The sequence below is a fragment of the Acidocella sp. genome (assembly GCF_050253495.1).
GTDB lineage: Bacteria > Pseudomonadota > Alphaproteobacteria > Acetobacterales > Acetobacteraceae > Acidocella.
Genome location: NZ_JBFWIX010000022.1, coordinates 14,130 through 35,045, shown reverse-complemented (window position 1 = coordinate 35,045; position 20,916 = coordinate 14,130). Strand labels below are relative to the sequence as shown.

Here is a 20,916-nt window from a genome sequence, read left to right as displayed (position 1 = left end):
GGGCAACACGCGCATTTCCATCTTCATTCAGCGCGTAAAGCCACCACTGCCAGAACGGGTGCGGAAAATCACGCAGCAACCCGGTACCCATGAGGAACACGAGCGACGCTCCCACGGTCCATGCAGCTACAGCCAGAATCAGGCCGAAACCAAACCTGACAATAAACTGGCCAACCTCCTCTCCAACCAAGGTGCTCATGTCACGCTGCCCTCAATAGCTGGGTTGCACTCTCGCCCCGCCGTGCGGCATCGGGGGCGAACCAGACCTCACAGATTTCGTAGATCGTCCCTTCGTTCCGGAACGGGATGATGACGTCCACGGCCGCAGCCAGAAAATCCATCAACGTCTTGTCGTCCCACCGCCCGCCCTGAGGGCTGCCCTTCACCAGCGCAAAAAGCCGTTTGAATGCCTGCTCAGGGTCGCGGCCATGTATGGTGGTGATCGAGCCGGGATGACCGGAAACAACCTCGTTGATGTACGTCCAGGCCGCATCATCGCGCAGCTCCTGCAGCAGAATGCGGTCCGGCTTCATGCGCAAGCTCGCCTGAAGCAAGGATTCCGCGGCGACCCGTGATAGCCCAATCCCATCCTTCGAATACAGCAGCCGGACATGGTTCGGCTGGGGGATGACCAATTCCAGCGTGTCCTCAATGGTGATCAACCGCTCGTGGGCAGGGATCGCGCTGATCAGCGTCTTGCTCATCGTGGTTTTGCCGGAGCCGGTGGCGCCGCAGAGCAGGATGGTGAGGCGCATTCTGACCGCGGCCTCCAGAAAGCTCTGCAAATCTCCCGCGTCGTATAAGGCCAGCAGCGCACCAAAATCGCGCTGTGCCGCCGCCCTCCGCCCCTGCCATTGGTTCCAGCGCGTTGCCTGGTAGCGCGAGGTCAGCGCCGCCAAAGGGGCCACGGACTGTCCCGGCTTCCGGATCGTGAGACTCACCGTGCCAGCCGGCACGGCAGGCGGCAGGCAGATTTGCAGCCGTTCCCCGCCCGGCAGCTCGGTCGCGCAAAGCGGGCTGCGCGACCCGACATCCTGCTTGCGCAGCGCCCCGGCCAGGGTGGCGATGTCTTCCAGGTCGGCCAGGGACAGCCCCACCTCCCGGCACTGAAACGCGCCACGCTGGCGGACGAACAACTCACCCGGACGGTTGATGCAGATTTCTTCGGTCGCCGGATCGCCCAGCCATGGCGCGAGCGGTTTCATGAGGAAAGAGAGTTGGCGCGCTGCTTCACCAGCCATTGCTGCCTCCTGCCGTCTGATGATTGACCTGAAGCTTGTAGACATCCGAGAAATCGAGATCGTGAGCCACGAACAAGGCGACGGTCTCGGCCTGATTCTTGGTCAAGGTCGGCGGGATATTGATGGAATTCTGTAAGGCCGTGTTGGCGATTGTCTGGCCATTGCTTTGGGCGGCGTAAACAAAGCCCAACGCGGCCTGGCTCGACGTCGAATTATTATCCCCATTCCCCGCCGCGGTGACGGTCGCGGCATCCAGCGCGCCCTGTACCAGCGTCAGCATCAGCGCACCGCCGAAACGCTGCCAAAAATGGTTATCCACCGCCCCGGGCAGACCACCGCGCCCAAGTTCATCCGCGCCCGGAGAATCCAGCGTGACGATGACATGCTCCGGTGTCTCGGCCCGTGTCCAATCCACAAAAACACGGTTCTGTCCTTGGAGAAGCCCGCTTTCGATCTGACCGACAATTTTGGTGCCGGCATCGAGCAGCACGACATTGCCTGTCGTGCCGCGAATATCGATCGGCACCACGCAGGTCACGAGGCTGGGCAGCTCGGTGTTGATCGCGGTCTGCAGGGTGCAAGGGATGAGCGTGCCCTCGGTGATGACCATATCCGGGTTGGGCAGAACGGACGCCTTTTCCCCGTCCAGCACCGTTGGCTTCAGCCTGGCCGCCAGCGGGGTGGTATCGGCCACCTGGGTCGCTCCCGTACCACCACCTCCTCCTTCCGGCCCGCTACCTGTTTGCGCGGCCGCCGCAGAGGGTTGCGGCACAATGTCGCCACCGCTGGAAAACGCCATGATCGGCGCCGAGGCGGGAGATTCGCGCGGCTCACCGCCAAAACTTGCCGTTTGTGGCGCCGGCGCCGGCATGGGGATAGACGGTTCAGACTTGAGTGGTAAGGCAGGCGGCGCGTTGAAATTCTCGCCACCCATTCCGTACACCCCCGGAGCTGCTTGCTGCCGATCATCGGCCCTGTGATGGCTGTAGAGCGCGTTGAACCAGATGTACCCCAGGATGATCACGCCCATCAGGACAATGAGGCCCAGCTTGGTACCCGTCGAAAGCTCACGGCGGGGGGCGCCAGCGACCGGAGAGCGGCCATTATCGGCAGGCGAAGGCGCCTGGCCGGCCGGCGGCAAATTCTCGCTCATGGCGTGCCTCCCGTAGTGCTACCGGTACCGGCTTCCGGGTCATCGACCATACGCGAGACATCTGGGCTCGTGGTGCCCGTGCCAGGGTTGCCGCCGACGCTATCAAAGCCAAGATTGTAAATATTGAGCACGGTACCGCCGTCACGCAGCCGAATCTCGCGTGCCGTCTGGCCGATTTGCAGAGTTGAACCGCTGACCGCATAGGAAGCCGTCGCCTCCTTCCCATCTGGGTTGATGACAAATACGGCGGGGATGCGCGCATTGCCCGCAAATTGCAGAACGGTGGAATAGCCATTGTCCCACACAGCGAGGGGGACGAGATTCTTGTCGCCCTGTGCCACATATTTGTAGTTCCGCGGGCCGGCAAAAGGATTGGTGCGAGCAGCATCGAGCAGCGCCTCCGCAGCGCGCTGATTCGCCTGTGCCAGCGCCTGTGCGTTCAACTGCGTGACTCTTCGCGCCTCCTCCGCCGCTCGCGCAGCTTCAGCCGCAGCAACATCTTCCGGATAGGTGAATTGCACCGAATAAAACACGCCATTGCTGCCATCCGCCGCAGGAGACGGAGCAACGGTCTCGATCTCGAATACATACCGGCGGAGCGACCCATCCGCCCTCTGGGTCAGGACGATGACCGGCTGCAAAGAGAGGGCCGCACTGGGCTTAAAGAACAGGTAATTGCCCTTCGGAACCGCCGCCAAATGCAGGCTGTCGGTGACGGCCACCGATGTAACCGTTTCTGTGGCGGCAAAACTCACCACCATCGTATTGCCCACCAGGGTCGAGAGATGCACCACCTGGCCGGGGTTGTACGCCACATAGCGCATGCGGCCATCATATTGGCCTGCCGCCGGCACCTGATCTGCCCGGGCCGGCGCAAACGGCGCGAGCACCGTGACAACAAGAACGCCGGACGCGAGGAACGAGGCGCGGCATACGGAATGAACCCACCTCATGGCGCGGTATCCTCCTCAGCCTGGTAGCTGGTGACGATAACACCGGCCGGATCGGAGAGGCGTTGCGCCTGCGGCATCGTGCCGACCTGCTGAAATTGCAGTGTCGCGGTCCATGTCGTCGTGATCGCGTCATTGGTGCCAAGGGTAAGGATGCGCTGATATCGAGCCTGCGCCACGCTCGGCCCGATCATCGCCACCGAGATCGGCTCCACGGTCAGTGTGCCCTCTTTACCAACCGTGACCTGCGGTGATTGCGGGTTCGGATAATTAAACCATTGCTGATATCCCGTTCGCACGTCCGCATCTGACATGCCGGAGACGATGTCATAGCGATAACGCGCCGTGTCATAAGAATACCCCTCGCGCATCTGCACATATTGCCAGAGGGCCGCGCGGATCACGGCTTGATCTGTCGAGGGAGACAAGGTGGAAAGTGCTACGGAATCATCGATCGTTCCATCGGCCCGAACGACAAAATACACAGGCACCAGCTTGGTCAAAGGCAACATCGAGGCTACCACCCAAGCAAGCCCCAGATTGGCAAGCATCGAGACAACAAGCCCGATCATGGCGCCTTTTGACAGCAGCCGCGCGGAGCGGGCACGCCGTTCTTGAAAGGACTCAACCTCTTTATAGTGCTTTTCCAGCAACGGCGCCGCAAGAGGAAATGCCCCCGCCTCATCTGGCATAGCATCCCCCTAATGGTCTGACACGCTTGGAGGTGCCGCAAGATCCTGCACCGTTGGCTGCCAATGCCCGGCATTCAACGGAAAGAGCGGCCCGGACGCTTCGGCCAAAACATCATTGTTGCTGCACCCCACGAGCAAACCGAGTGTCGTCAACACCAAGCAGAACTTGAAAATTCTACCGGGAATCGCGAATATTCCTGGCAACGGCTTAACCGAATAGAAACGGCGGGATGCGGCCCACAACCACAGGGCTGCCGTCACTGCTTCCGCGAAATACTGGGCAATTTGCCTGTCCGTAATCATCGTGCGGCTCCCACGGCAGCAGTCGCTTGAGATTTTTGCTTCGTCTGTCCTCGGCCAAGTGCCCCGCCCGCCTGACTAGCAGAAACCGCCATGGCCAATGGGCTGACCGAAATGCCACCACCGATGAAGCTGGCGATACCGGGCAAGAAACAGGTGATCATGCTGCCAATCGCGAGAAACACGAAAAGCTCCGTGCAGAGAAGGATCGCCTCGGGCTTCGACGCAGCAGCAACATTCGCTGCCGTCGTATCCACATAGCTGATGAAGCCATTGACGATAATCGAGAGCACGATGTCGACAAGCAACGTCAGTAAGGCCAAGCCAATCAATTTGCCCAGAAATCGATCTGCAATCTGCCTGGTGGCGGCGAACAAATAGCCCGCAAGCACGAAAGGCCCAACGCAGATAACCACATCAGTCAAAATTTTTGCGGTCTCGTAGATCAGAAATGTCAACCCGATCGGCACGACAATGAGACTCTGCAGTAGCGCCAGTTCAACCGAATAAAGCACATTGAAGAAATTGAGGTTATTCTCCGCCGTGGTAAACACCTGCGCTGAAGAATCCCAGATCACATCAAAACTATGTGCCGAGGGCGCAGGGCCTGTCGCGCCAAGCAGAGCATCGGCGATAAAATTGGGCAGCCCCGTGGTAAAGAAAGAGATGATATATTCATTATAAAGCGAGGTTGACATCAACAGGCCGACCACGACACTCACCGATATGATTCTCGTGATGCCGGTGCGCACGCCAACATCGCCGCGCATGACCAAAATGCCCGAGACGATGATCCATAATACAATGATGGCCGTGAGTGGTCCTTGGATCGCTGCGATCGCCGCGCTGACCGTCTCCTGCAGCCCGTCCGTGAACGGCGTCTGGATAATCTGATCGAAGGCATAGAATGGTGCCCAGTCCGGTGCGGTTGCCATCTCTCACCTCATGGAGTTTTCTGTTGCGAAGATTTCTCTGCCGCGGCGTTCGTGGCTGCAGCTTGCCCAAGCTGTGCCGCAAGCAATCTTTGATCCGCCGTGGCGGCATTCTGACATGCCGCCTGCGGTATGGAGGCTGCGTCACTGCCGCATCTGATGTCGTCCGCCTTCAACACGTCTGGATGCATCACATACCAGTCCGCTGTATGGACGACTTGGACGGGAGCACCCGGCGATGGATTTATCGAAACGAGCGGCGCACTCTCTGGATGGCCTCCACGATTGATCACCACAAAGACAAGACCGACGGCCACGCCGATGCCAATGATTCCCACGCCTATATATTTTGATGCAAGCATGATTATGGCCCACCATTGGAAGTCGCCGCCGATTGCAGCTCGGCTGCGAGATTGGTTTGATCTTCATCGAATTGTTCGCGATCCTGCTGCTGTCGCGATTGTACCTGCTCAGCAGCAAGAACTTGGAGATTTTGTGCCTGCGCCTGTTGCGCCTGGACAAATTGTGATTCAGCGGCGATGCGCCCATTGATGGCGTCGACTTGCGTGATTGATGTAGCAGAATTGAGGTCCGCTTCCAAGTCAGGAAGTTGCTGCAAGCGTTGTTCAATGGCGGAAAGATTCGTTGCTGCCATGCCCTCGACATTGGCGATCGTCTGCGCGCCTTTGTTCAAATCCGTGCTCGCAACCGAACCATCTGTCGGCGAATAAACATGATTCTGATCGTAATATGTTTGGGCGGCACCTGATCCTGCACCGGAGCCGCCGATCAATGCCGCAAGTGAATCCGCCAACGGCATGGGGTTTTCCAACGCCTGGTTTTCCATACCTGGCGCCATATTCATGATGTCGGTCGGGTTGGTGAACATCGCATAGGTCTGTTGCAACTGTTCGAGCTGCGCCTTGAGCTGCTCCACCTCGACAACCGCCTGGGCTGCGGTCTTCATGTTCTGCGCAAGATTGGCAGCGTCGAGCACGGCCATTTGAGCCCGCGCAGTATGAACCATGAGCGTGCCGGCCAGAATCGATACAACGCATAAACGCCTCATCATAGCCGGACTCCTCTTCTGCTAATCGGTTGCTTCGTGATAGCGCTGAAAAAATTCCGGCAGCCATTTGCCGGGCGCGTCCCCGAGCTGCGCGCGCAGCTTTTCCGCGAGCCGGACCGTGTTTGCCCGGCCAGAGAGCACCGCCAAATATTCGCGCATTCCGCTCAGATCGAATTCACAGATAACACTGCCTTCCTCGCGCTTGAGCAGAAAGCGGCGTTTGCCGATCGCCATCTCCTCCCGGACGGCCCGAAACTCACCTTCCGTGCATTTGAGCCCGTTCAGATAGATGTCCCGGTCCGCCGTCGGCGATGGAAACATGATTTTGGTCTGACACTGCGCAACGATGGATGGGCCGAGCGGGCTCTCCAGCACATGCTCCGGCATCTGTAAGGACAGAAACACCGCACCATTGCTTTTACGGACCGTCAGCAGAAGATTATCAACGACAGCCGCAAATTGTGGATTCTTGAGGTAGAAACGAAACTCGTCGATGCTGACAACCACGCGGCGCCCATCAAGAATCTGAGCCACACGATACAGTAGGTAGGCTCCGGCCGGCGCGCAAACCTCTTCGTGCTCCAGCAACTGGGTCATGTCGAAACCCGTGAGCGCCTCATCGATGCGAACCTCATCTGCCTCGCCATCGAATGCCCAGCCCAGCGCCCCGCCCCAGCACCATTTTTCCAGCCGAGGCCCGATGCCCGCCGGGTCAGCATGTCCAAGATATTCCCGCAAGCCGGCGAGAGACCGCAGATCGGCCGGCATGCTGAGTTGACGGCCCACGGCCCGTTCCAGACGCTGCTCTTCGTCCGGGTTCAGCCCCCCTTTGCCGTCGCTCTGCACCAACGCAATAAGCCAGGTCCGTAGAAAATCCCTGTCTGCCGCCGAATCCTTGAGGCCTCGTAGCGGCGCCATACCGGATGCCTGGCCCCGGCGCAGCTCCAGATAGGTACCCCCACTGGCACGGACGAGAAGCTCGCCTCCCCGGTCCTTGTCGAAGAAGATGACCGATCCCCGTGTGCCGGATACGGTATTTTCCTGAACCATCGCCTGTTCGAACATGACCAGCAAAAACATGAGCAAGGCCGTCTTGCCGGAGCCGATGGGGCCAAAAATGATCGTCATCGCCACATCCTCGACATGGGGGACGTAATCATATGCTGTCCCGCCCGACGTCCTGAAACGGGCAATGGGCCGCCCCCAATGCCCTGCTTCCCGTCCGGCCGGGAAATTATCGAAGCTCGACAGCCCGGCAAAATTGCGCGAATTGATCGCTCCTGGCCTCGTCCGCCATTCAACATTTCCCGGAAGCTGAGACCAGAAGGCCGCTTCGAGCCCGAGGCGCTCCTCAACCATCACGGCACCGCAGTCAGCCAAACGCCCCCGGGCACCGCCGGCACGTTCTTCAACCTCGGCCAAGCTGCGCCCATACACAGCGAGCGACAAATGATGGACGCCCATGACAAATTCATTCGAGGCCAGCGCATCCGCGGCTTCGATCAGCCCTTCAATCTGGCTGGCCGCCTTGTCCTGGGCGCCCACCATCTGCGCCGACTTAAGGGCCAGCCTATCTTGCGCCTGCGCCCGTGTGGTGAATGCAAAACTCTGCGCCAACACCAGGAGATAAGGGGCGGAAAGCAGCGTATTCAGCATGCCGGGCCGTGTGCGCGCCGGATATTCCCTGAAGGAGAAAATGGTGCCGAACGTGCTTTTGTCCGGGGCGCGAATCTCGATGCCCCGGCGGCCGCAGATGACTCTATCGGTATAGACAGAGTCCCCCAAATGCCCGGAGACGACGGGTACGCGCAAATGCCGTCCTGTGATGATCAAGCGCAGCACCTCCGCGATTTCGGAGAACATGATGCCGTCCCGCTCATAGATACCAAGGCGGCGCAGGCCAAAGCCTTCCAGCCCATTGGCAAGAATCAGCCACTGGTCCTCCAACTCGCGCGCGAGGCCATCCACAACCTGCGTCGTCTCACCGCGGAATTTTGACCAGAATTTTCGTGCACCGACTCCAAGCGGGCTACGGGGCAGAACGGCAAACGCCACATAATAATCATTCCGATAGAGCCGACCCTCCAGGGCAGTCGTATGATAAGCTTTATCAAGTGCTGCCGCGAACCCGGAGCGAAAGCATGTCGGTGGCGGCGACTCCTCATCTGCACGCCGCACGAGATAGGTGTTGATGATAATATTATCGTCGGCGACATTGCGGTACAGCGTATTCAGCAACCTCAGCCGAGAGTTTCGGATGGCATGATCCGCCAATTCGAAGGGCAGCCCGCGCACGTGCCCCATGGCAAGCAACGCGCCGCCATCAAGCAGTACTGTCTGCGGGCCGACATGCCCAACATAGGGAAGGTAACGTTCTGCACCACGTTCCGTGCGCCCATTATCGCCGAGCATCGATCATCCCCCTGCCCCGCCGCGCGGAGCGAATAGGATAAGGGGAAGCCGATGCACCACCCCATTTATGACTATCAACGGAGCGCCCAGCCGTACGAAGGTAGAGGAGCACAACGCCCACCGCATTGTAGTCGCGTGCCACCAATTCGCGCGCACCGAACCAAAGCGGGATCATGATCGCCAGATAAAGCGGATTTTTGAGCAAGACGACGATAAAGCCGGCAAGCATGAGCAACATCGCCGCCAGCGCAAGCGGAACGCCCATAAAGAGTGCAGGCCGAGTGGCCGCGAGATAGAGCGTGTTGGCTTCCAGCGGTTCCATATCAGCCGCCGGTCAACGTCTGGCCGAGATAGGAAGCACCGAACATGATCACGATGCCGCCGACGATGCTGGCAATCACACCCACTGACGCCCTGCCAAACGCAAAGAGAAAGCCGATGGCAATGATGGCAAGAACCGCAATCGACTGACCGAATGGACCAAGCAAAAAAGTGCAGACATTATTGATCATGGTCTCGGGGCTTGTTCCGCCTGATACGGTTTGCGCGCGAGCTATGGCAGGAGCCGCCGAAAGCAGAGGAGCAAGAGGTAATCGCGAAAGCCCCCGATAACTGGCGAGTTGGGCGCGTATCTGCCAAGATTCACATTCGATCGTTTTCAGCATAGTTCACCTCACGGAGGATTCTTGTTGAACAGTCGGCGGCAACGATATGAGCCACGGCGCACCATGGACCTCTTCATACGAACCCGCGGCCGCTACGTTCCAAGGTGGTGGCGTATTCGGGTCTGATACGGCGTCGACCGCAGAATTCATCGCCAGAGTCTGCGGCACCGGGCCGCCCACATTCGTCATGCTCATCATCACTTTACGGGCGTATCCATTCATGATCCCTCGAAGGGGTGAGCCCGTGTTGTAACGAGAGAGCGCCATGAGCAGTGCCACTTGTTGCGTTATCGGTGTATTATCACCGCCGTATGCGGCACGCAGTATCTCTGCGCCTGCCGCAAGAGAGGCACATGGGTCCAAAGCCTGCACCGCCGTAAGATTCAGTGCTGAGAGATTTGCGGAATTGATTTGCATCATGCCGATATCGACGGAATCGTCGTGACTTATCCATTGGCTTGCCTGCACTTCAGCTTGCTCCAAACTGGAGACGTGCTGATTTTGGCCGGTCGTATTATCGTGCAATGCCCAGGGATCGAAGCCACTTTCGACTTTTGCCACGGCGCTAAGTGTCGCCAAAGCGATCGAAGGCGCGCAGCTCTGGGCTAACGCATCGAAGTTTGCAGTAGAAATCGGAGCGGAGAGCACCTGTGCCGGTAGCAAGATTAGGCCTGCCACCACTATAAACTTCTTAGAAAAGGCCGGCGCATTGAGCATAGTTCTCTCCGGACATACAACGACGAAGAGCCAAATTGATTGGCATGCTTCTCCAAAAAATCGATGTGCGTACAGATTAATCGTACTGCACTACCATCGACATGGAAGATGGTAACGCGCGCACTCTTGTCCGTGGCTCCACTGCGGTTATGTCAAAAATGGTTGGATCATGTGAATTTCAGCGGCAAAACTTTCGGTAGAGCTTTCCTTTGTTGCTCGCCACTTACGGTATCATCTCTGTCAAATTACAGCCGTTCAATAATGAGCCATTTTGGCATTTCCTCAATACGACAATCAAATTTCTTGCCACTGCGCTTCTCTCCGGACGATCGCGTCTACAAGGAGACTTTGGGCCAAATGCCAGAATCTTTCGTGGTCCGGTGGGCCCAACATGACATTCGTTGACGTCATGGCTTCAATGCATCATGCGATAGCTGTCAGAAAATTTTCTGCCGAAACTGACTTCGGCAATGAAGGCAGCACCCGCTAGGGTTCCTTGGTCTATTAGAGATAGACCGTAATTCGCAACGGAAAAAGAGGATAGGTTTTGGCTAATGTTTTGGCCAATCCTTTGGCTAATACCCCTCACACGAAAGCGGCAAATCTTTTGGCAGATGTTTTGAATTTTAATTGACGTGGATGTAAAAGTTGGAGTTTGGTGCCGGTCACCATGAACGAGAAACCGCTTCCACCTGATGAAGATGTGAGGCAATTGGCAAAGAGATTGAAAACTCTCTGGACGCCAAAGCAGAGCGTTCGGCGATTTTTGCGCAAGCATGCAACGTTGTTCAGAGAGCTAAAAAGTGAGGACTGGTCATGGGCCGGCATAGCCCTCGCGCTCAACAAAGCCAAAATCACCTACCGCACAGACAGGCCCTGGACCGGCACGGCTTTGATGCAGGCCTTCTCCCGCGCTCAAGTGGAATTGAAGGGCCCCTCTGTTCGCGCGACAAATTCGCGGCAGCATGGTGAGAGCTCGCCGACGCCGCCGGCTGTGGCCAGAACGGAAATGCCACATACGACGGAGACCACGGTACCGGCGTTTGCCACGCGAAACGCAGTACTACCCTCGGCTTTACCTGTTCGCCAATTCGAGGACCTAGGTTCCGTCTTCGATGAACCACACGAAGAGGCCGAGCCAGAATTTCGACCGGTGCGCTTCATCGACTGGGATGAACGACGCCGCCTTGCATGTGAAGCGGCTGCGGCCACACCGGCGCAGGCGCCGCACAACGAACCGCCCATCGAGCAGTTCAGCGAGCATTACCGCAGAACCATGGAGCGCCTCACCGGCAAGAAATCACCATTCTAGGCGTTGACCCAGAACAGGAGTGCCCAATGTCCACCGAGAATTCCGACAAGCATACCCCTGCGTTGCTCGCATTCCCCAGCGCAAAAGGCTCCTCTGCCACTCGGCCCGCGAACATGGCGTTCGACTTCATGGCGGCAGACAACAACGTGCCGGAGCTCGATCTGCTGAGCGTCGACCCAGCACATACTGGCGACGGGACTGAGCCCGAAGCCTCCAATACGCTCGACCTCAGCGCCAAGAAAAAGATCATCTTCTGGGTCGGCCGCGGCAAGACCGGCAAAACCACCGGAATCCGCTGGCTGGCTGAGACCGTGCTGGCCCAGGGTACCCCCCTCCTGATGGCCGACATGGACACGACCAACGACACCTTCTCCCGCTATGCCGAGCGCGTCGCCCGGCCGCCTGAGGCGTCAGACCCGACAAGCTCCCTGAAATGGCTGGACCGGCTGCTGCAGCATGCACTGCAGGAACAGACCTCCCTGCTCGTCGACCTCGGCGGTGGCGATACCAATCTCCGCCGGCTGGTGGCCCAGCTCCCCGACCTGGCCAAACTGTTCGAGACCCAAGGCTTCGCCATCGTGCTGTGCCACACTACCGGGCCGCAGGAAGAGGATCTGTCCCCCCTGGCCACCCTGCAGGGGCTAGGCTTCCGGCCAACGGCCACAGCCATCATTCTCAACGAGGCCCTGGTAGAGCCCGGTGACACGCGCGAAGCCGCCTTCGCCCGCATCTTCCGCCACAGTGTTTTCCGGCAAGCTGTCTCGATCGGGGCAGTGCCCATTTATATGCCGCGCCTCTTCGCTGCCCAGCAGGTTGAGGTCCGCCGCCTGAAATTCCGCGAGGCGGTTGACGGACGTACAGGACGCGGCGATGCACCTCTCGGCCCGTTCGACCGGGCGCGGGTCGCCAAATGGCTGGACGGCATGAGTGCCAATTTCGAACCCATCCGGTCCTGGCTGCCATGAACGATCTGGCCGGAGATACTGCTTACGAACCGGGCGACGACAATGACAGCGAGGCGCTGGGCCGTGACATCATTAAGCTCATCGCCGATTTTAACCGCAGCGCGCAACTCGCCGGCCTCAAGGGCGATCCCCTCTACCCCCTGCTCGAGATCACGCTGGCATCCCTGAAACTGCAATGGCGCCTGCACGACCAGGCCGTGCGCTATTTCCGTGACGCGAGCGGCCGGCTCGACCGGCAATATCATGAGACCATCCAGCGCACGGGCCTCGTCCTCAAGCGGGGCGAGCAAGCCCTGGAGTCACGGCAGGTTGCGATCGTCGAGCAGATCGCCCCCAAAATTGCCGCCAACGTCAACGATGCCATCCGCCGGCATGCGAAAACCATGCAATGGAGAACCCTCGGCGGGTGGGGCATCGCAGTACTCGCCCTGGCACTTCTTCCGAGCGCATTCGCCTATACCACCGGGCTCAGCACCGGCCGCGCGGAAGGCGAGATCGCGGGGCAGACCATCCAGGCTGCCATGAAGGGCGGACCGGACGCAGCAGCAACATGGGCCACTTTGATGGCAAACAATGACCCGCGCCCCGAGATGACGGCATGCCGCAAGGCGATCTCCACCGGCGAAGATGGCCGGCACTTTTGCACCATGCCCGTCTGGCTCGACCGGCCCACTGCCGCGCCGCAGCCATAACAACCGCCACTGCGAAGGTACCCCTCGTATGTGGGCCGGTCTATGCCTCCGGTTTTGCCGCCTTCGGTTTGGGCTGATGCTGGCGCCGCCGGACATTCGGTTTCAGGGCCGCTCGCACATCCTTGTCGGTCAACTTCAGGTCAAACCACTCAGGGTCAAAATGCCCCCCACACCAGCGCTTGGTTGCCGCATATTCGGGATGTTGCGGATCAGCCATGATCTCCAGAAACTCCTCATAGCCGGACGTACCGCCGACATCCTCCGGCGGCCGGGCGCGAGCGCCAGCAATGCAGACAGCCTGCCGCGGCGGCTCATCCAGGGGAAGAAACTTCTCGATTTCAATCGTGTGGTGCCAATTATCGCCAAAATCGTAGACATAGGTGAACACGATTCCAGGCTCCCGAAAGTCACGCAACCGCACTTCCTGCTGATCGAAGCTTCGCGGTCCGTCCGCTGCGCGCCCATCCTCAAGCATTTCGGGATCACCATAACTTAACCCGCCAATCCGAAACTCATAGAGATGGTAATTCCACCAGTTAAAGGCCGCCTGGATGACCAGATGCAACTGCCCAAGATTCCATTCCAATGGCAGGATGAGACGCCGCCATATGGCGGGCTCGACCCCATCTACTGAAACCCGGATTTGTAGGGCGTTGGGATATGTGAACATGTTGAAAATGGAGCCGGAAGGCGATGTAACGTCAAGACGCCGGCAATACAATTTAGTCTGTTTACTCGATACACCCAGCGCTCGGCACGCCTCAGTCGCCTACGAACAGCGCTTGCACTGTCTCAATCGGCATCAGCATGATCGTCTCTCCAAGTGGAGAAGCTAAAAAACCATGCCGCCGGTAGAAAGCCGCGGCCCCATCATCAATGGCATGCACGACGACGGCCCGAACTCCAGCAATCTCCGAGGCAGCAAGGCAGCGCTTGAGCGCATCCGCCAACAAATCCGTGCCCAGACCATGGCCTTGCCATCTCCGGTCAAGCGCCAACCGGCCGATGAGCAGGAGCGGAATCTGCTCCGGCATGCCACGCCTCAGTTTAGCGCTGGGGAGCGAAAGGCGCTGTTCCATGGCGGTCGTGATCGCGTAGTAGCCAATCACCTGAGATGGCGCTTCGGCCGCACAGATCACATAGGTCCGTGCCGACAACCCTTCGCTCGCCAGAGCGCGGTCCCGCAACCAATCATCCAGGGAAGAATGACTACCGTTCTGGAACTCCGAAACGTCATGCCGGGCTGTCAGACGCTCCGGAGGCGAAACCCGCGGTTTCTGCAAACCGCCGGCCTCCTTCATTCATGCTCCCAGACCGGCGCCCGGCTCATCCGTGCGCGCAACTCAACCGCCGGCTTGCCCGGCGCATCGAGCATGGCCAGAAACGCCTCGTGGGCCTCTGGATCCAAAAAGAACACACGCTGGTCGAGGATCGTGTCCTCGGCTTGGCGGCGGGCGCTTTCGAGCATGAATTCCGAGAGCTTTTGCCCCCGCATCGCCGCCGCACGGTTGAGGACCGCCTTGGTCTCGGCCGAGGTTCTGATCTGAATCACGTCCCCCTTGCGAGGGGCGCCGGTGCTGATCGTCTGTGCCATATCGCTCTCCATATTCACGACGCATGGTAAGGATTGTACTGATAATGTCAATACAATCCTTACCATGCTCCATCTGCCGTGCCGCCCGGGTCATGGCACGAAAAGCGCCCGCACTGTCCAGCTAGGCGGGCGCTGTGGCGTCCACGAAAAAACCGGCCTCGCGGGAGCGAGGCCGGTTTGGAGCGGCTAGGACGGCGGGTTCCAGATGATGACCTTCTTGGAGCTGTCATCACCGGGCGCCGGGGCAACGTTGCCGTAGATGGTGCCGAATTCGGGCGCGGAGAGCGAGACGGAGATGTATTCCTCCCCGCTGGTCTTCGAGGTCCGGTTCCAGCCGCCGCCCAGTTCGAAGCCGTTCTTGCGGCTGACGATCCGGTAATCGGGCTCGTTGTCCTTCACCTTGCGGCCGTTCTTCACGAGCGCGATCTGGGCAGTGATGCTGAGGGTTGTGAGTTGGCCTTCGAAGCTGCCGTCGGCCTTCTGGGTCAGGGTAGCAATGGTCGCCATGGTCTGTCTCCTTCGGTTGCTCGGGGATCATTCCCCGGTGACGCCAAAGAAGGGGGTGGGACGCCGCCGTCACCGAGCGCATGCGAGGGGAACCCCCTTGCGGGGTTGACGGCATAGGCGGACCAGCCCCCTACAAAGGCGTCATAGTACGGGGAATGATCCTGGCAGCGGCCGAAGAAGACAGATAAATGGCGACCTAGCTTATAAGGCCCTGCGATTGGGCACAAGCGCGCGGCCAAACAGCCACGCCAATTCTCGTCCATCATTTATTGAAACGGTCTGCACAAGGAAATAGGACTTAGCTGGATCAGCTTGGGAGATTAACGATGCTGATGGGTGACACCAGCCATCGCGATACACAATATGCACCCTCATCCGACACTACCTCATCGGAATACACGATTGCACCTGATGGCCGGCTAAGAAGTAGGAGCATCTAATTCCGAAGCTTTTTTGCGAGATCGCCTTGGCACGGGCCCAAGATGAAGAGATGAAAGTAGGCGCTCAGCATACGCCACACCAGCATCCCATACCTTTTTTTCGCCGATTACAGTACATTGAAACAAAACCCATACCCCTGTTAGAAAAAAGCTGGGTAAAGCGTTCGGGAACGTCGTCAAGCCGTCGTGCAAGAAAATCAAAAGCATGACACTTGAAATTAGTGATGCGATCAAAGCTGTCGGCCGCATACCTAACATGTTGCGCCAAAAACCGTAGGCGATGTTATCATTGAGTATAAGACGATAAGTTGGCCCTCGACGCATTTCGATGAGACGGCGAACCGCTGAGCGATAAAGCCCTAGTGCGCCACTCAGGTCTCTCGATTCCTGTTCCATATCTGGTAATGTTATATCGGTAGCGAGCTTTTGCAGGGCGCGATGATACGCGCGTTTCGTCGTGACCTCAATCGTTTGGTCTTTCCATGCCAGCAGTAATTCGGTTGGCATCCCACCCCAACGGTCAGTCAAACGCTTCTGAACTCTTCGTCCGTTCGCCCGAGCCGACTGCGCAAACACAAACATGGCCGCAATCGAAATAAAAGAATACCCAGCGAGGGTTTTAAGGTCGCTTGTGATAAAGCGCGGCGCCCCAACAGCAAGCGCAATAGTTGGCACCAGAGGAGCAAGAGCACCAGGAATTATGCGGGCAAGGAGATCATAGCGATCGAACAACTTCAACCAATCGAAGGAAGCTCCCGTCACGCGACATCTCCTTCGAACACAAGTTGAGCAATCGAAAACTCACCGTCCGCAAAAATCAGCATCGTAGCTGGAAGTTGCTCACGAGTCAGCTGGGTATGTAAACTTATCAGTTGATCAAAATCAACGGAACTTGGCAATGACGAACTACGCGCCGGGTGTGTGTGCCATTCGCCGAGATACCGCACCATACCATGTGTTCGCGAACCGATCTCGGCCAATTTATCAGCAACGCCAACGACTCCTCTTTCAAATCCATTGCGGGAGGAAACACTGTCTGGTGGCGCAGGTAGTGCATCAACAACAAAAATCTGTCGGCGAGGTACATCAACTATGCCGATGAGGACGCCCCCCGTCTCGCAAGGAAGATGGTCTCGCCGCCGAATCGCCAGCTGCTCTAAAAGAGCTCGGTCAACAGAGACAGACCATTCGCCGAAGTGCTTATCCACGACACCCGTCGGAACAATGATATCGCAACGCGATGAGCCGTCATTTGAAAGCGTCCAAACGTTGACGGCCGCGTCGGGCTTTCGCAACCCCGTTGCCACGCCGGTCGCGACAATACCAGTCAGTGCTGCAATACGAGATTCGGGAATTTTGGCCGAAGCCCCCCGACATGCGGCCGAATGACGTATCCCCGAACTGTCTACGGCGAGATGCGCTTGTAGTGCGGGCTCGTGCAGGATCAGTCGATAATATTGAGCCTCCAAAACACTGAGGGGGATCGAACGATCAGCGTCTTCCATCAGCATCACGACGGAATCACCACGAGGGTTAAGAAAAATCGAAACGCAACGTTGCCGGACATTCAATGCCGCCAGCTCACGTCCAACCGCAACAGACGCAGTAGCATCTATGGCAATTTCTGACTTCTCCAGCGCGGCTTTAACCGCGTCGCGATCTTCTACAGAACCAACTACATCAGCAATGATACTATCAGGGTGCACACACTGATACTTGCCGAGTTCTCTCGCTAATGCCGGCGCCTTACTTTGACCGATTTCGCCTGGAGATAGCGCATGACGAGCAACATTATGTGGCCGCAACCAATCTTCGTCTATCACGGCACGGAATTCGTGAGCCCCTTCTTTGACAAGAATCGTGGCTAGATGTGAGCCAAGCGCACCTGCACCAAGCAGCGTCACTGGAAGTGCGGCCCCGTCTTCAATTCCACAGCTCACTCGACTCAGCTCTTGATCGTAGTCAAGCGATACATCAAGACCGATAAGGGGAAGTGTTGCGAAGTTCGGATCAAGTGCAAGCATAGGGGACAAAACTTTTCCCCATACACGAATGCCGTCGGGCATTGGCTGCAAGATGCCTAATGCCGTTCCGATTTCTCCAATTGATGAACTTGATGTGAGCGCGAGAAAATCGTCTCGCCTCAATCCTTCAATACCTTGGACTGGGCAGTGAAGCAGAATAGCAAGCCGGCAGGTCAAGGCAGCGGCGTCACATTGAGAGATGAATTTACCTATGGAAGGCAGAAAACCATTATCACCTAGCCCCCCGAGATCAAGAAACTCGGACAACGTCCTGGGAACGTCTTGGAGCGCTCCTGGTGACCTCGGAGGCAGAGCGACAAAAAACACTCGGAACGGATGCGAGCTATGGGCCGTGGGATCATCGGCTTCAACTAGCCGGAGCGCTTTCGGAGCCACATCATTTTTCAGGAAAACAAGAGCATAAGATTTCGCGCTGTTCAATGACATCAATAATTTTCGCGCAATCAGAAGATCCGGCCCCAACGGAAGAAAAACGGGATCAACGACTTGACCCGCCCCCGTCAGCCCACCTTCCGCGGCCATGGCAAACCACCATCGTACACGTGCAATATACGAATATGGAGTCCATGTCAGTGCGGCATCAGCCCAAGGCCGGTCATCAATACAGGGGGCTACGGGCAATTGAGCACCTACCGGATTGCAATGTGCGATATGAGGAAAATTGCCCCGAAGCGCGAACAATACAGGATGACAATGACGTTCAGTGAAAATCGCCGCGACTTCCTCAACATGGTGAATATCCGCCGCTCGATCTTGAGGCGGGTAGGTCCGAATTTGGAAGATTACGGCATCAAATTTTTCCGTCTGCCGCGTATCGATGAACGTGGCGTCTCCATCAGGAGCATTAATAAGGTAATCTGCCAGGGCGGCGGCCCGATCGTCGCGCAATGCATTCGCGGCGATCGGCGCTCCGAGCTCGGATGCGAAGGGATGTAGCAGGCCCGTCACCCGGCCCGCATCGGAGTGGCGGCAACTGCGGCAGCCGGTGCCAAGGCGGAAGGCTGAAGGCGAGCACCCCTGTTGGTGATCTCAACCACTGTGGGACGCGGTTTCATCGCAGGACGCTCCATGGTTACTTCGAAGGCTCCATCGTGAAGACTCGCGACCGACCGGTAATAATTAGCGGCTTGTCGGTGCGGAGGCTGAGGGTCGCGATCTTCAGGAGTTCGGGGCAGCGGGATGATCTTGCTCGAAGAAATCAAGAGTGAACCACGCTGTCCAGCGTTCTCATACAACCAGGCGATTTGGGATGTCGGTGTGGTCTTGTCGTCCCCTTTCTCAGACGAAAGTGACAGGTAGCTGCAATGATGAGGTATGCTCATCACGTCCCATTCCAACCTCTCATCATTGCCATGGCCGCGGGAGATATTAACAATATCATTCAGGCCCTCCCACTCCATATCTCCCGTGAATAATATGCGTGTATCGCGGCCTCCTTCCCGGAGGGTGGCCTGAAACACCAGGCTGTCCTGATTTCGGTCTTCCACTATGCGCTCGTCGCGGCGCCAACCAAATGGGGAATGGATAAAAAACTCCACACCTTCATCCCCCCATTTGCTAAATCCGGGGACCAGCGTTCCCGCGTCCGTTATTAGATGCGCACGTTTCGACATCTCAATCTCTTCGTGTGCAAACCAATCACGTAAGGCATCGGGGCGCGAGAAGACCCGAATGCCATACCCTTTCCGCATACGGTGTCGCGCCTCCTGCCGGATCACACGAGCGCAGTCCTGAGTTCCAACCTCGGTGAGAGCCCCAGCCGGAACCCAAAGCTCTCGAATCTTGATCCGGCCTTCCCCTTGATATTCCTGGGCGTGATCAAACCAAAAAAATTCGCTGGACCCTTGCACATGATCTCGATCAAGGTGCGTAAAAGCGACAATGTCATAGTCAGAGCGGCGTGCATTACGCAGGTCGGCTTTAAGCTCAACCGGAAGATCAATACGTTTATCCGCCGGATCGTCCGCGTTCCGAGTGTTGGCGTAATCGACGAGCATCTTTCGTCCATCTCGAAAGTCAAGCAACGAGGTATCGGCGTTGCCAATCGGGTAAGTCGTTAGCCTAGGCATCTTACGTCCTTTCGCCTTGACCAGAGACCCGCCGGGACACGTCGATTCGGCATGCTGGTCGTTGAAGGGCATAAAGTCACGATCCTGCGATTCTTGTCAATACTAATCACAAATCTACTTATGTGTATAAAGTACACACCAATATCGTACACGAAGCATTAATGTGTATCTGGTTGACAAAGCACGGGCGCAATCGTTACCTGTACTTGCGGTCGATGATTCAAGAGGGACAATGGAGCAAACGATTTATACCGGACTCGCCGCCAAGCTGCGCGAGCACCGCTCGAAACAAGGGATTAGCCAACACGAGCTCGCAGGACGAGCGGGTCTGACACGGAGCACCGTGGCCAGCATTGAGGCCGGACGGCAGGGGGTTTTGCTCCATCATATTTATGCATTGGCTTCCGCCCTCGATACCACTGCGGTTAATCTACTTCCGGACGCCCCTGAACCGCCGGCAAACAGATTAGAAGCTCCCCGTAAAGTTGAGTTGTTTGTCGCTTCTTTGTCCGCTCGGTCGTCCAAGGCAAAACGGGCATGAAGCCCGCACGTCCTCGGTGGGCACTTGTTGAGCGCAGGGTGGAGGAACTTCTAGCTAAGTATGGGATTAATGAACCGCCTATCCCAATCGAGATCTTAATTCGTAGCGAGGGAATCGAGCTGCACTATCCTGACCTCGGAGATGACGTCTCCGGTGTATTGGTGCGGCGAATCAAGGGAATGGTTATCGGCGTCAATCGGCGCCACTCAAAGGCACGGCAACGCTTCACGGCTGCGCATGAACTCGGGCACGCATTATTGCACGAAGGGAGCGAGGTTCATCACGATCAAGTCTTTCGTATGAACCTCCGTTCGGATCTTTCGTCTCAGGGCGTAGACCCAGAAGAAATCGAAGCCAATCATTTCGCCGCGTCGCTGCTCATGCCCAGAGTAACATTGGAGCGTGACCCGTCTACATTTCTAATTGAGATAGAGGACTCCACCGCGATCTCAGTTCTTGCAAAGCGTTATGGTGTGAGCACACATGCAATGGCGCTCCGACTCACTGCGTTATCCCGAGTGCGATCTTAAACCGAGACAAACTTCCTGTTGGATTTTGAAAGTCGCCTCGTTGACGTGGGGACCAATTCCCCACGCTCAAACAAGTAAACTACTCCTCGT

Annotated in this window: 24 protein-coding genes; 5 read left to right on the top strand and 19 right to left on the bottom strand. The window is 57.6% G+C overall.

Annotated features, from left to right (window positions below):
• Positions 1-200: 200 nt before the first annotated feature.
• From virB11 to AB7D48_RS14240, 12 genes are all read right to left on the bottom strand, one after another.
• A complete protein-coding gene (gene virB11 / locus AB7D48_RS14295) occupies positions 201-1,241 on the bottom strand; it encodes a P-type DNA transfer ATPase VirB11 (protein ID WP_427980385.1) in 1,041 nt (346 codons plus the stop codon).
• Complete coding sequence (gene virB10, locus AB7D48_RS14290) at positions 1,231-2,394, bottom strand: type IV secretion system protein VirB10 (protein ID WP_427980382.1); 1,164 nt, start codon at positions 2,392-2,394, stop codon at positions 1,231-1,233. Before virB10 ends, virB11 begins: the two co-directional genes overlap by 11 nt.
• Complete coding sequence (locus tag AB7D48_RS14285) at positions 2,391-3,347, bottom strand: TrbG/VirB9 family P-type conjugative transfer protein (RefSeq protein ID WP_427980380.1); 957 nt, start codon at positions 3,345-3,347, stop codon at positions 2,391-2,393. Before AB7D48_RS14285 ends, virB10 begins: the two co-directional genes overlap by 4 nt.
• Positions 3,344-4,036: a type IV secretion system protein VirB8 gene (locus tag AB7D48_RS14280; RefSeq protein WP_427980379.1), complete on the bottom strand. Its 693-nt coding sequence runs from the start codon at positions 4,034-4,036 to the stop codon at positions 3,344-3,346. Before AB7D48_RS14280 ends, AB7D48_RS14285 begins: the two co-directional genes overlap by 4 nt.
• Positions 4,037-4,045: 9 nt before the next feature.
• Positions 4,046-4,339: a type IV secretion system lipoprotein VirB7 gene (locus tag AB7D48_RS14275; RefSeq protein WP_427980378.1), complete on the bottom strand. Its 294-nt coding sequence runs from the start codon at positions 4,337-4,339 to the stop codon at positions 4,046-4,048.
• Complete coding sequence (locus AB7D48_RS14270; protein WP_427980376.1) at positions 4,336-5,271, bottom strand: type IV secretion system protein; 936 nt, start codon at positions 5,269-5,271, stop codon at positions 4,336-4,338. Before AB7D48_RS14270 ends, AB7D48_RS14275 begins: the two co-directional genes overlap by 4 nt.
• Before the next feature lie 8 nt (positions 5,272-5,279).
• Positions 5,280-5,630: a hypothetical protein gene (locus AB7D48_RS14265; RefSeq protein ID WP_427980375.1), complete on the bottom strand. Its 351-nt coding sequence runs from the start codon at positions 5,628-5,630 to the stop codon at positions 5,280-5,282.
• Positions 5,631-5,632: 2 nt separating this feature from the next.
• On the bottom strand, positions 5,633-6,271 hold the full coding sequence (locus AB7D48_RS14260) for a type IV secretion system protein (RefSeq protein ID WP_427980372.1): 639 nt from the start codon (positions 6,269-6,271) through the stop codon (positions 5,633-5,635).
• Between the two features lie 87 nt (positions 6,272-6,358).
• Positions 6,359-8,749 carry a VirB4 family type IV secretion/conjugal transfer ATPase gene (locus AB7D48_RS14255; RefSeq protein ID WP_427980369.1) on the bottom strand — a complete coding sequence of 797 codons (2,391 nt, stop codon included), beginning with the start codon at positions 8,747-8,749 and terminating at the stop codon, positions 6,359-6,361.
• Positions 8,736-9,071, bottom strand: coding sequence for a type IV secretion system protein VirB3 (locus AB7D48_RS14250; protein WP_427980368.1), 336 nt, complete (start codon positions 9,069-9,071; stop codon positions 8,736-8,738). Before AB7D48_RS14250 ends, AB7D48_RS14255 begins: the two co-directional genes overlap by 14 nt.
• A 1-nt stretch (position 9,072) precedes the next feature.
• Complete coding sequence (gene virB2 / locus AB7D48_RS14245; protein WP_427980366.1) at positions 9,073-9,414, bottom strand: pilin major subunit VirB2; 342 nt, start codon at positions 9,412-9,414, stop codon at positions 9,073-9,075.
• A 3-nt stretch (positions 9,415-9,417) separates the two neighbouring features.
• Positions 9,418-10,131, bottom strand: a complete 714-nt coding sequence (locus AB7D48_RS14240) for a transglycosylase SLT domain-containing protein (RefSeq protein ID WP_427980364.1) — start codon at positions 10,129-10,131, stop codon at positions 9,418-9,420.
• Positions 10,132-10,801: 670 nt separating this feature from the next.
• Between AB7D48_RS14240 and AB7D48_RS14235 the strand changes: the two genes are divergently transcribed.
• Genes AB7D48_RS14235 through AB7D48_RS14225 form a run of 3 tightly spaced genes read left to right on the top strand, consistent with a single transcriptional unit; the run spans position 10,802 to position 13,100 of the window.
• The gene (locus AB7D48_RS14235) at positions 10,802-11,443 is read left to right on the top strand and encodes a hypothetical protein (protein ID WP_427980362.1); all 642 of its coding nucleotides are present in this window, start codon (positions 10,802-10,804) and stop codon (positions 11,441-11,443) included.
• A 26-nt stretch (positions 11,444-11,469) separates the two neighbouring features.
• Positions 11,470-12,408 carry a hypothetical protein gene (locus AB7D48_RS14230; protein WP_427980359.1) on the top strand — a complete coding sequence of 313 codons (939 nt, stop codon included), beginning with the start codon at positions 11,470-11,472 and terminating at the stop codon, positions 12,406-12,408.
• Complete coding sequence (locus tag AB7D48_RS14225) at positions 12,405-13,100, top strand: hypothetical protein (RefSeq protein WP_427980356.1); 696 nt, start codon at positions 12,405-12,407, stop codon at positions 13,098-13,100. The genes AB7D48_RS14230 and AB7D48_RS14225 overlap by 4 nt, the downstream gene beginning before the upstream one ends.
• 40 nt (positions 13,101-13,140) lie before the next feature.
• On the opposite strand, the gene AB7D48_RS14220 is transcribed toward AB7D48_RS14225, so the two are convergent.
• From AB7D48_RS14220 to AB7D48_RS14190, 7 genes are all read right to left on the bottom strand, one after another.
• Positions 13,141-13,770 carry a plasmid pRiA4b ORF-3 family protein gene (locus AB7D48_RS14220; RefSeq protein WP_427980354.1) on the bottom strand — a complete coding sequence of 210 codons (630 nt, stop codon included), beginning with the start codon at positions 13,768-13,770 and terminating at the stop codon, positions 13,141-13,143.
• A 91-nt stretch (positions 13,771-13,861) separates the two neighbouring features.
• Positions 13,862-14,401 carry a GNAT family N-acetyltransferase gene (locus AB7D48_RS14215; protein WP_427980351.1) on the bottom strand — a complete coding sequence of 180 codons (540 nt, stop codon included), beginning with the start codon at positions 14,399-14,401 and terminating at the stop codon, positions 13,862-13,864.
• Positions 14,398-14,694, bottom strand: coding sequence for a DUF1778 domain-containing protein (locus AB7D48_RS14210; RefSeq protein WP_427980349.1), 297 nt, complete (start codon positions 14,692-14,694; stop codon positions 14,398-14,400). Before AB7D48_RS14210 ends, AB7D48_RS14215 begins: the two co-directional genes overlap by 4 nt.
• 186 nt (positions 14,695-14,880) lie before the next feature.
• Positions 14,881-15,201, bottom strand: coding sequence for a DUF736 domain-containing protein (locus AB7D48_RS14205; protein ID WP_427980347.1), 321 nt, complete (start codon positions 15,199-15,201; stop codon positions 14,881-14,883).
• A 419-nt stretch (positions 15,202-15,620) separates the two neighbouring features.
• Entirely contained in the window at positions 15,621-16,403 is a 783-nt protein-coding gene (locus AB7D48_RS14200; RefSeq protein ID WP_427980345.1) for a hypothetical protein, read from the bottom strand.
• Complete coding sequence (locus tag AB7D48_RS14195; protein ID WP_427980343.1) at positions 16,400-18,634, bottom strand: ThiF family adenylyltransferase; 2,235 nt, start codon at positions 18,632-18,634, stop codon at positions 16,400-16,402. Before AB7D48_RS14195 ends, AB7D48_RS14200 begins: the two co-directional genes overlap by 4 nt.
• Positions 18,631-19,683 carry a hypothetical protein gene (locus tag AB7D48_RS14190; RefSeq protein WP_427980341.1) on the bottom strand — a complete coding sequence of 351 codons (1,053 nt, stop codon included), beginning with the start codon at positions 19,681-19,683 and terminating at the stop codon, positions 18,631-18,633. The genes AB7D48_RS14195 and AB7D48_RS14190 overlap by 4 nt, the downstream gene beginning before the upstream one ends.
• A 304-nt stretch (positions 19,684-19,987) precedes the next feature.
• Between AB7D48_RS14190 and AB7D48_RS14185 the strand changes: the two genes are divergently transcribed.
• Complete coding sequence (locus tag AB7D48_RS14185) at positions 19,988-20,296, top strand: helix-turn-helix domain-containing protein (protein ID WP_427980339.1); 309 nt, start codon at positions 19,988-19,990, stop codon at positions 20,294-20,296.
• Positions 20,293-20,826 carry an ImmA/IrrE family metallo-endopeptidase gene (locus tag AB7D48_RS14180; protein ID WP_427980337.1) on the top strand — a complete coding sequence of 178 codons (534 nt, stop codon included), beginning with the start codon at positions 20,293-20,295 and terminating at the stop codon, positions 20,824-20,826. Before AB7D48_RS14185 ends, AB7D48_RS14180 begins: the two co-directional genes overlap by 4 nt.
• Positions 20,827-20,916 lie beyond the last annotated feature (90 nt).